The organism is Candidatus Paceibacterota bacterium, assembly GCA_035452965.1.
In the GTDB taxonomy this organism is placed as follows: Bacteria; Verrucomicrobiota; Verrucomicrobiia; order Limisphaerales; family UBA8199; genus UBA8199.
The window spans coordinates 33,093-46,935 of sequence record DAOTCE010000029.1; the positions used below are offsets into that span (position 1 = coordinate 33,093).

At 62.5% G+C, this 13,843-nt stretch carries 9 protein-coding genes; all 9 read right to left on the reverse strand.

All coding sequences use genetic code 11. From position 1 onward, the window contains the following. Positions 1-191: 191 nt before the first annotated feature. The 9 genes from P5205_17505 to P5205_17545 all read right to left on the reverse strand — a co-directional run bounded on the left by P5205_17505 (position 192) and on the right by P5205_17545 (position 13,748). Positions 192-4,103, reverse strand: coding sequence for an FtsK/SpoIIIE domain-containing protein (locus P5205_17505; protein ID HSA12161.1), 3,912 nt, complete (start codon positions 4,101-4,103; stop codon positions 192-194). Continuing rightward, positions 4,096-4,302 carry a hypothetical protein gene (locus P5205_17510; protein HSA12162.1) on the reverse strand — a complete coding sequence of 69 codons (207 nt, stop codon included), beginning with the start codon at positions 4,300-4,302 and terminating at the stop codon, positions 4,096-4,098. Before P5205_17510 ends, P5205_17505 begins: the two co-directional genes overlap by 8 nt. Then, positions 4,299-4,832, reverse strand: coding sequence for a hypothetical protein (locus P5205_17515; protein HSA12163.1), 534 nt, complete (start codon positions 4,830-4,832; stop codon positions 4,299-4,301). Before P5205_17515 ends, P5205_17510 begins: the two co-directional genes overlap by 4 nt. 4 nt (positions 4,833-4,836) lie before the next feature. Further along, positions 4,837-5,109 carry a WXG100 family type VII secretion target gene (locus P5205_17520; GenBank protein ID HSA12164.1) on the reverse strand — a complete coding sequence of 91 codons (273 nt, stop codon included), beginning with the start codon at positions 5,107-5,109 and terminating at the stop codon, positions 4,837-4,839. A gap of 393 nt (positions 5,110-5,502) precedes the next feature. Continuing rightward, a complete protein-coding gene (locus P5205_17525; protein HSA12165.1) occupies positions 5,503-6,045 on the reverse strand; it encodes a peroxiredoxin in 543 nt (180 codons plus the stop codon). A gap of 162 nt (positions 6,046-6,207) precedes the next feature. Continuing rightward, complete coding sequence (locus P5205_17530) at positions 6,208-7,023, reverse strand: polyprenol monophosphomannose synthase (protein HSA12166.1); 816 nt, start codon at positions 7,021-7,023, stop codon at positions 6,208-6,210. A gap of 91 nt (positions 7,024-7,114) precedes the next feature. Next, complete coding sequence (locus P5205_17535; protein ID HSA12167.1) at positions 7,115-10,126, reverse strand: DUF2723 domain-containing protein; 3,012 nt, start codon at positions 10,124-10,126, stop codon at positions 7,115-7,117. Positions 10,127-10,230: 104 nt separating this feature from the next. Then, entirely contained in the window at positions 10,231-10,932 is a 702-nt protein-coding gene (locus P5205_17540; GenBank protein HSA12168.1) for an endonuclease III domain-containing protein, read from the reverse strand. A 101-nt stretch (positions 10,933-11,033) separates the two neighbouring features. After that, positions 11,034-13,748, reverse strand: coding sequence for a tetratricopeptide repeat protein (locus tag P5205_17545; GenBank protein ID HSA12169.1), 2,715 nt, complete (start codon positions 13,746-13,748; stop codon positions 11,034-11,036). Positions 13,749-13,843: the final 95 nt, after the last annotated feature.

The window sequence follows — 13,843 nt, forward strand, 5'->3', positions numbered from 1 at the left end:
CTTTGCTCCAGGTCGGCGCTGGAGGCCAGTGTTAACCACATCAGCCGCGAGGCAGCAGGACCGGTCATCAGCATTGCCACTACTGATTCTCGTCCTTAATTCGCATTGTGCAAGTGGAAGTTCAAACTGGTTCTTCCTCACCCGCGCAGCGCTCAGTACAGGCGGGCGCGCAAAAGCAAATGCCAGCAGTTCTACTGCCTGAGCAACCGAGCCAGGTTACGGACGGCTTGCTCAATCCAGTCGCTGCCGGGCAAGGCGTAGGGGCGGAAGGTTTCCAGGTAGCCTTCTTGCGCGTTGTAGAATAGCGCGCGATGCAGCCCCAGAAGGCTGGCCTTCGGATTGTCAATCAGGCTGGCCGAATCATTTGCGCTCATCTGGAAGAGCACGCGCATCTCGAATTCACTGAACGCCTTACGGCTGAGGTAGCGGTTCACGTTGTTGTAGGTATCACAAGTCGCGACCACGTGGAATCCAAGCCGCGCCCCCTCGCAAATAAGGTTGTTCAGCACCAGCGCGGGATTGGGCGGCGCTTCGGCGTCGCTGGTCGAAAAGCCGAAATCCTCCTCATAGCGCAGCTTGTTGTGCTTCTGCAGGCCGTGGATGAACAGGAAAGCCGGCGGTGCGGCCTCGGCATCCACCGCTTCGGCCCGCTGCTTCATATCCGCGGCAAGGTCCTGCAAGACCTCCGCCAGGTCGCCCGCTTTGGCCAGCGTGATCGGGTGCGGTATGGCGCGGATAACCCGCTCGATGAACTCGCGCTGCGCAGTGCCCGGCGAGGCGCCGTCGCACAGGATAAAATGCGCCGTTCCCAGCGGATACTGGCTGGCCAGGGAGATGAGCCCGATTGAAAGCATCGCCAGCATGGCCTCGTCGCGCTGCCCCACCAGCAGCAGGTTGTTCCCGCTCTGACGCTGGAAGACCGCCTCGGTGGGTCCCTTGATTGAGTTAGGGGCGCCGAGCCAGATGCGGCCCGCCGCCGACAGTTTGACAGCCGGGGCTTCCAACAGTGTCCGCAACAGCGCATTCTCGCGCACGTCCGCCGGCGCGTTCCCCTCGAACACAATCGGCCCCGGATAAAGCACGCCCTTCGCCGCTTTCCTGCCTTCCTCCTCATCCGCCTTCGCCCGGACCTTGGCCAGATAGGTCTCCCGCACCTGGTCGGGCAACCAGACCACTTGGAACGGGCTGTTGCCTTCGATCATGCCCGCCATGTCATTGTAGATGCCTTCGCCGGGGCGCGAAAGCAGACGTGGCGCGGGGTTGTTCTCGTCCATGATCAGGTAGGCGTCCGCCTCGTTGCACTGCAGGGCAATGCGGATAACCATCTGGCCCAGCGTGGTGCGGGCGACCGTGTACGCCCCACCCAACGTCTGCGAGCCCAGCAGCACATGGATCCCGAACGCCCGCCCCTGTCGCACCAAACGGTCCAGCAGCAGCGACGCGGTTTGGGAGACACGATCATCCTCAACGAAGAACTCCTGAAACTCGTCAATGAGCAGCAGCGACCGTGGAATCGGCTCCGTTCCGCCTGCCCGCATGTAACCGGCGACGTCCTGCACGCCGAGCTGGCGAAACAGGTCGCCGCGGCGCTTCAACTCCTCATCGAGGCGCTGCAAAACACTCAAGCCGAATTCGCGGTCGCTCTCGATGGCCACGACCCGCGCGTGCGGCAGTCGGTGCGTCGCATAGCACTTGAACTCGACGCCTTTCTTGAAGTCCACCAGGTAGAACTCCACCTGCTCAGGGCTGCACCATAACGCTAGGTTGGTGATGATGACGTGGAACAGGGTGGATTTGCCCGAACCGGTCTTGCCGGCGATCAGCCCGTGCTGGCAGGTCCCCTTGCCGATGGCGAGATACTGGAACTTGGTCGCGCCCGTGCGCCCGATCGGGACGCGCAGCTCCTTGGTCGTGTCCTCGCACCACACCTCCGCGTCCGGCGGCGCGACATGCGCAAAGGGCACCTCCACGCGGCTGGAATCCCGGCTGGCCTGGCCCACCTTGTTGACAAACTCGATGGCGAACTCCGGTGGCGGGGGGCGATCGAGTGCCAGATCGGTCCCGGGAATTGGTTTGCCAGCCAACAGAAACTGCTTCCCTTTGGCGCCCACGCAGACGCTGCTGCCGCGCAACTCGTCGGGGATGAACTCCGGCGGCAGCGCCTGCCGCTGGTCCCAATGAATGAGCATGTATACCCCGCAGCGCGCGCCACTTGCCGCAATGCTCAACAGGCGCTTGGCGGCGGTCTCAGTGAAGTTCACCGGGAAGTCCGCCACGACCAGGAAGTAATACTTCTCCGCGATGACACCCGCTTGCTCGTTGTATTCCGCGATAGTGGCATACTCGTTTCGCAGGTACATCTGGATGACTTTCTCCATGTGCTCATTCAAGTCAGCCAGCTTCTGCTCGATCTGGCCCGACTGCGTCCAGATGCGGCTGTTGATGATCTGCTCCTCGTGGTCGGCAAGGTGCATGATGCCCGCGAAGTTCTGCCCGAGGCCGACCGGGTCAACGATGGTGAAGTTCAGCCTTCCGGGCGGCGTGGTGGCCAGGAGGCGCAGAATGATATTGTTGAGCGCGCCGATGGCCTCGTCGTGGCCTTGCTCGGCAGTCTCGAACAAGATCGAGCCTTGCTGCGGGTAGGACAGGCAGAGCGGCACCGAGAACCGCGCCGGACCGGGCAACGCCAGACGCCGCTCCTTGAGGCTGGTTTGCGCGAGTTTCTCCAGCTCAACGTCCAATCGGCCGAACTTCGCCGCGGCGGCGAAGTCCGCGGGGGATCGCCAGGCCGCCAGCAACGGCGGTTGCCACGGCGGGAACAGTTTCTCCGCCAGCGCATTGGCCGACTGGAGTCCCTGGTAAATCGGGCCAATCGTGGTTTTCCACTCAGTCTCCAGCTTCTGCCACTCGGTTTGATAATCAGCGTTGAACTTGGCTTCCCTCTGCTCGCTGGCCTCAACCTCGCTCTTGACACGCGCTTCGGCCGTTCGCTTCAACTGCCCAAGCGTATCCGCGCGCTGGTGATCGAGCCGTTCCAGCCTGGCTCGGTGGAGCCTGTCGTTCTTCTCCAGCGCCCGGGATGCGTTCTCGTCGCCCTGCATCCGACAAGCCACCCGCCGCTCCCCAGCTTCCGCCAGCGCCCGCTTCAACTGTTGGTCCACCGTCCGGGTCGTGTCCTCGAACTCCGCCTTTGTGCGCTCCAACTCCTGCTGGCAATGCGCCTCACCCCGTTCCAGGCAGGCGTCATGCAGGCGGCGCGCCTTGCCGAGCGCGCCGGCGATCGCCGCCGCCAGCCGCCCCGCCCGGCTCCGCGCAAACAAACGCAGAATCAGGATCAACGCCAGGCTCACGGCGGCGCACAGCCCCGCTTTCCAATAGGCCGTTGAATTGAAACCCCATTGCCGCAAGAGCAGTGCGACCACGCCCAGGACGATCAGCCCCCAAAGCGGCCAGCGCTTAAACAGGCGCAACAGCAGGAACTTCCTGAAGCGCTCCAACTCCGCGCGCGTACGGCTTAGCAGGTCGCGCAGTTCCGCCAGCAGTTGTTTCTCATCAAGCGAAGGGCTGGGTGAGGTGGCCCTCTGATGGGCCTCAGGCAGGAGCCGAACGAGCTTCCGGTAACCTTTGAACGCCTTATGCGCCTCGGCTTCCACCGATGCCAGCGTGACCTCCTCCACTGCCAGGTCGGCTTTGAACTCCTCGAACGCCGAGGTCGCGGCGGCCAGCCCGGCAGAGCGGTCGCGCTCGGATTGCAGCATCTTCTTCTGCAGCACATATCTGCATGTGCCGGTCTGAGTCTCGATGTCAGCCAGGCGCTTATCCTTGCTCGCCAGGGAAGCCTTGCCGATCCACGCCTTCCGCGCCTCGTGTCTGGCCCGGACGGCTTCCGCGGCGGCGGCATAGGCGGCCTCGGCCTCGTTGGTGGCCGCGCTCATATCCGCCGCCTGCTTGGTCTGCGCGGTCTGGCGGAGCCGCTGCTCCCGGCCCGTGTGCGCGTGGAACTCGGCGTTGAGCTTCTCAGCGCGGGCCGCAAAGTCCCGAACCGTGCTCTTGAGACGCTCCAGCAGTTCGAGTGTCTTGCCGACTCCCAGGTTGCTACTCACAATCCGTCCTGATTTTGGTTAACAGTTTGTCCAGTTGCTCGATTACTGTAGCCGCCCGGTCCACGCTGGCAAAGAGTTCTTCCATGTACTTGTGCTCGAACTCAAGGCTCTTGGCGTCCTTCCAGTAATGCTTCGTATCCAGCCACTGGGCGTGCAGTTCCTTGGTAAGCCCTGCCAGCCGGGCGCTGCCGGTCTTCACGGCCGGCCCTCCGACGGCGGCTGGCCGCCCCCCGCGGGAGGCGCGCCGGTGGCGGGGGGGACAGTCCCGGCATAGGCGTCGAGCGTGTTGATCGCCTGCGTCAAGTACGCCACCGCCTGCACCATGTCATTGGCCAGGACGGTCTGCAGCTTCTCCATCTGCTTGACCAATGGGGCTGTGTGATTGTCAAACACCCGGTTCCACTGCTTGACCGTCCGCAGCTTGGCGTCCGCTTCGTCGAGGGCGCGTTTGGCCCGGTGCACCATCAATTGCTCCACTGAACCGGCCTCGCGGAAAGTGGAAAGCTTGGCGCTGAACAGCGCCTGCTGCGCCTCCTGCAACGCCTGACTGCGGCGCCGCACTTCGTTCATCCAATGACCGCGCTGGTCATTCTCCAACCAGCCTCGCATGCGCTGCACATCGGCGCTGACCTCCTCCAGCGCCGGACGCGCCTTGCTCAGGTACACGATCAGGCTCGCCCGAAACGACTCCAGGGCCTCGACCGAGGTGACATGGGCGCGGTCCGGCATGACGCTAGCGCTGGTTCAGGTACTCCTCGATGCGCTGGGCTTTTCGCAACAGGTAAGGCGTGTGCTGGTTGGAGACCTCGACGAACTTCTTCAGCGCCTTCATGGTTTGCTTGAACTCGTCGGCGAACTTGACGTGCTCCTGGTCCTGCCAGGTGTCGCCCAGCGCCGCAAACCGCGCCTGCAGCGACACAATCTTGTCCTTGAGATCGTTGTTGAATCGCTTGAGTTCCTCGGCGAAGCGCCGCACCTGCTCGGGATCCATGATTGCCTGGGCCATAATTAATGTCTCTTTCTGTTTGTGGCTCGCGAAGGGCGCCGGATGCCTGAGGCGGGCGCCCCCGACTGCTTCCAACCTGCCCTTTCTCCGCCCTTTGGGCAAATCTTAACCGCGCAGACTCACCTTGAACTGCCACCCTTCTCCGCCCAAGCCGACGCCAGCCGGAACCACCCTCAATAAGTGTTACAGTTTCAGCGACTTAACCCCCTCCGTCCGTTACCTCGCCGTATCCTCACCAGATCCACACCGTATCCACACCGTGGATACACACTTGACACCTCTTGTGGCTCCCCAAGCGCAACCCACTACAGCTAGTGGTGCCAGGGCCAGGAAAATGGCAGTGCGGGAGTTTAAGCCTTCAGGCAGTTCTCTACGGCAATGAGTGGGACCGGCTCATGTCTTCCCGAGTCTGGCCACGGCGGTCTTCATCTCACTCAAGTGGGTGTCAGCACTGGGACTGTCAGTCACATGAGCGATCTTGCCGTCCAAGCCGATGAGAAAGCTGACACGTCGGGCCATGTTCCGTCCGGTCAGCCTGACCCCGAAAGCATCGGCGATCCTGCCGTCCGTGTCTGCGAGCAGGGGAAAGTTCAGCTTGTACTTGGCGATGAACTTCTGGTGGCTGTCAGCCGAGTCGAAGCTGACGCCGACAACTTCGACCTTATCCTTCTTCAGGTCGGCCATGCCGTCACGAAAGCCGCAGGCTTCCCGGGTGCAGCCGGGAGTATCGTCCTTGGGATAAAAGTAGAGCAGCACGGCCTTCTTGCCGACGCTATCGGCTAGTTTCCAGGTCTTGCCATCCTGGTCCTTGCCCTCGATGAGCGGCGCGGCTTCGCCCACCTTGGGTGCCTGGGCCGCGCAGGCAGTGCCAACGGTGAGAACGGTCGCGCAAGCGACGGCCAGCGGAACCAGCAGGCTGAATGAGCTTATCTTCATACGTATCCTTCCATGGCAGTTATCAGACAATCATCGTGGCAAAAGCCGGGTTTGGCAAGCTGCTGAAGGCCGGGAAAGCGCAAGCCCAGGCGAAACTCTGCGCGCAAGAAGAGGTTGCCACACCCCGCCAACCAACCCTCCACCTCAACGCCTATTTGGTGGTTACTGTTCTGTCCGCGCTCCCGACACTTCCCCCTTCGAAGACCGGGACGGTGCTGCGGCCGGAGCCGGCGCAGCTTCGGCTTTCCGGGGCTGGCTGGCAGGCCGGCGGCGAAGCTTATTCTGGAACAGAAGCTGCCAGACCATGATCAGGGCCTCGCTGATGATATGGCCGGACATCTTGGAATGACCCTGAAAGCGTTCCGTAAAGATGATCGGCACCTCGACGACTCGCAGGCCTTGCCGCCACAGCTTGTGCGTCATCTCGATTTGGAAGCTGTAACCGTTGGAGTGGATTTCATCGAGCCGGCTGGCCTCGAGGGCGCGGCGCCGGAAACACTTGTACCCGCCAGTCGGGTCGGTGATGGGCATCCCCGTGATGAGCCGGACATAGGTCGCGGCGGACTTGCTGAGCATCAGGCGGCCCAGGGGCCAGTTGATGATGCGAATGCCATTGAGGTAGCGCGAGCCCAGGACCAAATCAGCGTTCCGGGCCGCCTCCAGGAACATCGGGATGTCGTCCGGGTTATGGGAGAAATCGCCGTCCAGCTCGAAGATGAACTCGTAGTCGCGCTCCAGCGCCCATTTGAAACCCGCGATGTAAGCCCGACCCAGGCCGCCCTTCTCCGTGCGGTGCAAAACATGAATCGAGCGATGCTTGGCGGCCAGTTCATCCGCCAGCTTGCCGGTGCCATCGGGCGAATTGTCGTCCACCACCAGCATGTCCACGGCAACCGGAAGGCCGAGAATCCGTTGTGCCAGCGGGAGAATGTTCTCCCGCTCATTGTAAGTCGGCACAACGACAAGTGTCTTGTTCATGCAGCTAGAGCCCGAGGATAAATAGGCGACCTTGGCGCCGAAGACAAGCGGGATTTCTCCAGCGTGTGTGCCACTCAACTCGCGGTCCGGCTCATGGCACGTCTGACTGGAGCGTCCTCAGACGCTCGGCAACCACCATGGCTTCTTGGCTGCCGGGCCGGGCCGAGGACAGAAACCGCTGGTAATATCGGACTGCCGCATTGGTGTCGCCCTTCTGGCGGGCGATTTCCGCCAACCCTTGCCAGCCCTGGTAATCTCCGGGGAATCCCTGAAGCAGCGCCTGATAGTCGGCCTCCGCAGCGTCCAGCTGGTCCGTCCGGAAATAGGCAAGGGCGCGGCCGATCCGGGCAGCGTATGTGTTGGTCAGGGACAACGAACGCGTCAGGGCTGGAATGGCGTTCGTGTAATCCCCGACCAGGTTGGAGAAAGCGCCTTTGGCAAGCAGGACGAAGGGATCGTCGGGGGTGAGCTTCAATTGCCGGTCGGTGACATGGAGCACATTGGAGTAACTATGGTACGTCGCGAATGTGGTCGCGGCTCGGTTTAAGAGGGCCACGTCACCCGGCCGTGAAGCCAGCAACGAGTAAATGATCCGCTCGGCATTGGCCGCGTTGGTCTTGACAAACCACGACCCGGCCTCGAGGAGCGCCAGTTCGGCCTGGATCGGCTCGCTGAGCGGTTGCAGCTTGGGGTCAGCCCGGATGCGGGCAACGATTTGGAGGGCCCGGTCGGGCATTCGTGTGCTGTTGAGCAATCCGCCGAACGCCAGTTGGACGGGGATCTCGCCCGGAGCCAGCGCCATGGCGCGCTCGAACTGCTGGCCGGCCTGCCGCCCGAATCCTTCCGTCGCGTAGGCCACTCCCAGTTGGAAGCAGTAAGTCGGATCATCGAACGGGCCGTTTCGGGTAAGGAGTTGGTTCCAATTGCGATACTTGCCAAGTTGATCCTGTTGGGTGTTGGAGCGAAGCACGGTCATTTTCGCGCCCGCCAGCAGGTTGCTGTTGCACTGGAGGTTGACCCGTGCGGGGACGTTATCCGCGTTAAGCTTCAGGGCCAATTCGAAGCATGGTGTGGCTGGTTGCGGACGGCCATTGCGCTGGAGCGTCACACCCCAGGAATTCAAGGCCGCGGAGTACCACGGGGCCAGTGCCTGGGCCGAAACGGGGGGCGACAGTTCGAGATGTCCCAGCTTCATCAGGCGGCCTGCAAAACCGGATTGGAGGCGTCCTGGTGGGTCCAGCAACCGCAGTAGGGGATTCACACCAGCCTCGATGGCGCGCTGCCAGAAGGCCTCGTTTTCGGCCATTTGGGTGGAAGTGAGGGGCGGGCCGGTGAAGGAATTCGTTGGGTAGGATTTCAGTTCATAAATCATGCCGCGCGGTTCCAGGTTAAAGCGTTCGGGCAAAAGCCCGAGACCCGGCTGCAAATAGAAGACACGATTGTTCTCCGTCAACCGGATCAGAAGCTGCAGGTGCTCAAGCACATTCAGCGGACCGTCGGCAGGAGATGGCAAGTCAGCGGCCAGGGTCAGTTTTGGGCCGGGGGCCAATTCGGGCCATCGCCCGGAATGCCTCCGCTCCAGGTAGGCACGGTATTCTGGCAAGGACAGCGCAGGCGTCTCCGCCAGTAGATAGCTCGCGGCGTTGGTCCCGCGGGCCAACGCAGCCTCGATCAGCGCCAGGCGCAGGGAATCCTCCGCGAGCATAACTCCACCTTCCGGGGGCAGGGATTGAACGAGCCATCCGGCATATTGGGCGAGGTGGGGCCCATTGGCGGCACGAATGGCAGGAAAGTTCTTCAGCAGCAGACCCGTCAGGGTCAGCCCAAGCAGAACATAAACAAGCGCGGGCGCCGCCCAACCCAGTGCGCGCCGCAGAATCCGGCGGCTCCGGGAATAGCGGCTGAAAACGAGCAAGAAGAAGCCGCTGTAGTAACCAATACTCAGCGCGCTGAGATAGTAGAGCGGCAGAAAGGGAAGCGCGAATCCGAGCCGGGAGCCGATGTGCCGCGGGCTGATAGGGGGATCGAAGGCAACCCAGACGCACACCAACAGCAGGAAGACATGGGAGAGGTATATAATAAGCGAGACCAGGTCGAGCTGGCCCCAGCTTTTGTTGCTGGCAAATGCGCGCCACTTTATGCTCAGTAGCAGCACCGGCAGCAGGGAAACCGCGACCAGCAGCAACGCCACGTCACGATGGCGGCGAACGAATGCGTTGGAAAGGAACAGGAGGATGTTCTTGTAGGAACTCGCGATCGCCCGCAATGCCTGCCAGAATCCGACCGTTGAATCGGGCGCAACCGCACACACCAGCGGCAGCACAAAGAGGAGCGACAGCCCGGCCAGCCCCAGCAACGCCATTCGCAGAATGAAGCGCAAGTCTGCCGCGACCGCGGGCCGGGCGGATTGCCAGCCGGACCGCTCGATGCGACGGAAGAAGCGCAGCTTGAAGAAGCTTAAGCCCCGGGTCCAGAGGACGGCCACAACGAAGAGCGGCAGGAGACCAACCATGGACCAACTATTGGCCATGGCAGCCCCGCAAACCAGCGAGGCCCGATCCAGCCATGTCCGCCGCTGATCAAGCCGATATTCCAGCAGACATCGGACAATATAAGCAAACAACAACAGGTCCAATATTTCCCCGGACGCGGCGGTGGCATTCTCCCAGAAGCTGAGTTGCAACCCCAGCGCGGTCGCTGCCAGGACAATTGGCACCCAGGCAGCAGACACAGACAGCAGCGCATGTTTGTCCTCAACCAGAACACGCTGTTCCTCCAAACGGTCATGAGGCAGCAACGCCACGGAGCGCGCCAGCAGGGCAACCGTCAGCGACGCGCCAATGGCTGTAAGGAGGTTCAGCGCCAAAGGCACGGCCTGCGCAGGCAGCAAATGGCAAGGCAGGGTGAGCAAGAACAGCAACGGCTGCGAGAGCATCGGCCGCCAATTCCAACCGTTGACCATGGCCGCCAGTTGCACGCTGCTGAGCGTCACCCAGTGGTTGAGCGTGGCCAGATAGAGCAGCAGGGCTGTCGCCGCGATGAGCCAGGGCAACCCCTTACGGAGAAAGCCGCCTTCCGTTGTCAGCGGGGCTTCCGGGATCATGCAGGTAAACTCGTGTTCATCCAACTGGTACAGGTCTCAACAGCTCAAGCGTGGGGTGGAGGAGGCCCCCTGTCAACCCAGCAGTCGGGCGTGGAACTTCCACTTTACGGCCGATGCGGCAACAAGGTCTTGAGCGGGCAGTCGGCGCAACGAGGCCGGCGCGCGCGGCAGAAGTCCTTGCAGGTAATAACCAGTTGGGCGTGGTAGTCTTGCCAGTAATCGAGCCGGGCCCGGCGCGGCTTATGATCCAGCGCCGATTCGCAGAGGCCCTGCAATTCTGCGTAGGAGCTGTCGCCCCCGCTCCAGCCATGCCGCTGAAAGATGCGCTTCGTGTAGGCATCAATGACAAAGCGGTGATGCCCCCCCGCGTAAAGCAACATGCTGTCGGCGGTCTCGGGGCCGATGCCGTGGATCGCGAGCAGGCGCTCGCGCACGGCGGCGGTGTCCCCGGCGAACAGGCGCGAGAGGTCCCCGCCAAATCCCTCGACCAACACCCGGAGGAACGAGCGCAGCCGCCGGGCCTTCACGTTGAAGTAACCCGCCGGTCGAATCAGCGCCGCCAGCTCCGATTCTCCCAGGGCAAAGAGCTTGGCCGGCTCCAACACGCGGGCAGCTTTGAGGTTCGCGATGGCGCGCTCCACGTTGCTCCAGCTGGTGTTCTGCGTGAGGATCGCCCCGACACAGACCTCGAATGGCGTCTCGCCCGGCCACCAGTGCTGATGCCCGAAATGCGCCCGCATCAATCTATAGGCGCGTCGTAACGCCTCCACCCGCGCCGGCACCGGATGACTGGACAACTTAGCCATGTGCCTGATATAGCAGCTTCACACTCCTTCGCCAGACAGAAGGGCAGGCGCCGCGGTGATGGTCATACCCTGCTGCCGTTGCCGAAGCGCCGGGTCCAACGTCAACGTCCGTCCAACTGGAGCTCCTTCAAGCGTGCGCTGACCAGCTTGGCTTCCTCGGTATCCGGCGGCGCGTTGGTCAGGTACATTCGGTAATTCCTGATGGCGGCGGGAGCGTCCTGTTGCCGGTAAGCAATCTCCCCCAGGCCGAACCATGCCTGGTACGAGCGGGGCAGCGCCTGGGCAACCGCTTCGTAATCCCGCCGGGCGGCATCGAGCTTGCCGAGTTGGAGATAAGCAATGGCTCGATTCAATTGTGCGGCATAGTTGTTGGTTTGGGCGGTGAGCAAGTGGGTGAACGGTCCAACCGCATCGTCATAGGCCTTCGACTGGAGCAGGGAAACCGCTTTGAGAAACAAGGCGTTATCATCCTCGGGCCTGGTTTGGAGCAGCTGGTTCGCGGTGGCCAAAGCGTTCGAATAGTTACCCGTGTGGATGAAGAGCCGGGCCAGCCAGTGGCGGGCATCGGTCAGATCAGGGGCCAGGGCCTGCACGCGGTTGAACTGCCGGATGGCCTGGCGGTAGAGCCCATTCCGGGCAAGCGCAACGCCAACCTGGTAACAGAAGTTGGGCTCGGCAAAAGGGCCGTCCTCCTGCAGGACCTGGTCCCATTCGCGCCGCCGGCCGAACTTGTCGGCAACAGCTTTGGCCGGCTGGAGGGCGGGCGACTGGCCGGCTTGCAAGGCCTGGTTGAATTCCTGATTGACCTGGGCTGCCACGTTGTCCGGATTCAATTCGCGCGCCAGGCTGAAGCAGTTCGCCGCTGCCTGACGCGCGCCGCACTCCTGCAATTCGGCGCCCCAATAGTTGAGGGCGCGCGAATAGCCGGCGCCAACGATTTGGGCGCGGCGGTCAGGCTCAGCCTTTAGCCGGGCAAGCGTCAGGAACCGTTGTACCGGGTTCCAGTTGGATGGAGGTTTCTTCGGCCGCAGCGCGCGAAGAACAGGCGGGAGCTGCTCCGCGATGGCCGCGTCCCAGAAGGCTTGGTTTCGTGCTATTGCCTCCCGGCTTGGGAGCGGGGCGTCCGAAACGTTGGTGCCGTACGGCTTGAGCTGGTAAACCAAGCCCTGTGCCTGCGCGTAGAATGCTTCAAGGAAATAACCGAAACTGGGATGCAGGTAATACAGGTCGTGGCCCCGGGAAAGGGTCTCCATCAGCCGTATCCGGCCCAGAACGGTGGCGCATTCCGAGAATCGGTTGCTCACCGCACCGCCCAGCTTGAACTGGGGGTGTTGCCTGTCCAGCAGCTCAAGGTAGGCCGGGTCGCCCAGGGAGGTAGCGTCGAGCAGCAAATGGGGGGATGGCTTGCCCGCGCGAGTCATGGCGGCCCGGAAGTAGGATAGCCGGAGGGGATCGTCGCTGAGGATTACACTCGCCCGCGGTGAAAGGGACTGCTCGATCAGGGCACAATACCCCTGCATGGGGTCTCGATTACCGGCCCATATCCGCGGCAGGTTGCGGTAAAGCAGCAAGCCCGGAACCGCGACCAGCAAACACCAGACGCATGCGGGGACCAGCCAGTCAACCAGTTGCGTAATCCTCCGCCGTTTTCGGGTCTGCGGAATTCGGGTTCCAAAGACGAGCAGGAAGTAACCGCTGAAGTAGCCGACGCTAAGCGCCCCCAGGTAGTAAAAGGGGAGAAAGGCAAATCCCAGGCCCCGGTGACGCGGGCTTACCGGGCAGTCGAGCGCGACCCAAATGGCAGCGATGAGAAAGGACCCGTGAATGAGATGGAGCACACTGTGGGTAGCCAGACGCACCCAGCCGCGGGAGGACGCGCGCAGCAGCTTGCCCCAGCGGGTGATTCCCATGAACAGGATGGGCAACACCGAAGTCAGGCTCAGCAGCAGAACCACGTTGCGCGGAAACCTCAACAGCAGGAACTTGTAGGAGTGCCACACCTGCCGCAGGCCGGACCAGAAATCCAGGTGGCTGGTGTGGGACAGGCTCGCGATCAGGGGCAGCAACAGAAGCAACGACATCGCGCCCAACCCGATCAACGCAAGGCGCAGGACCAGGCGGACATCGGCCTTGAGAGCGGGCGCGACGATCTCCCATCCTATTCGCTCCACGCGCTTGAGGAAGCGCACATTGAACAGGCTAAGCGGTTCGGTCCAAAGGAACGCCAGCACGAAGAATGGCAGGAATCCGGCCATCGCCCAGTTGTTGGCCAGGGCCAGGCCGTAAACGGCCGCGAACCGGTTCAGCCATGCCTGCCGTCGGTCCAGCCGGAATTCGAGCAGACAGCGCACCGCGCACGCGAAGAGCAGCAAATCCAGCATCTCACCCGCCGCCTGCACGGAGTTCTCCCAGAAGGTGAGCTGAAGCCCGCAAACGAGCACTGCCAGGACTGGGGGCAGCCAGGCGCCACGCACGGCAAGCAGCGAGAACCGGCTTCGTTCCGGCAACCGCATCACAGAGCGCGCCAGTTGCGCGAGGGTCAGCGCCGCACAGAGGGCGGCGAGCAAGTTCGCGACCGGGGCGATGACGCTGGCCGGGAGCCAACGCAGCGGATAGGTGACCAGGAAGGTCACCGGGGCGAAGACATTCGGACGCCAGTTCCAGCCGCTCAGCTCGGCCACCTGCCGCAAATTGCCCCAGGAAACACCATGGTTCAGGGTGAGCAAATAGACTCCCAACATGCCGCAAGCCAGCAGCCAGGGCAGCCGGGAGAGCACAACACCCTCCGGCCGCGCAGATTCTGCTTCGGTTGTCATCAAGTCACCACTATTGCAATCATGCTGGCATCACCGACAGGATAAGCCGCCCATTGCTGTCCGGACTCTACCAACCAGCGGCGCGAGCTTCAAAT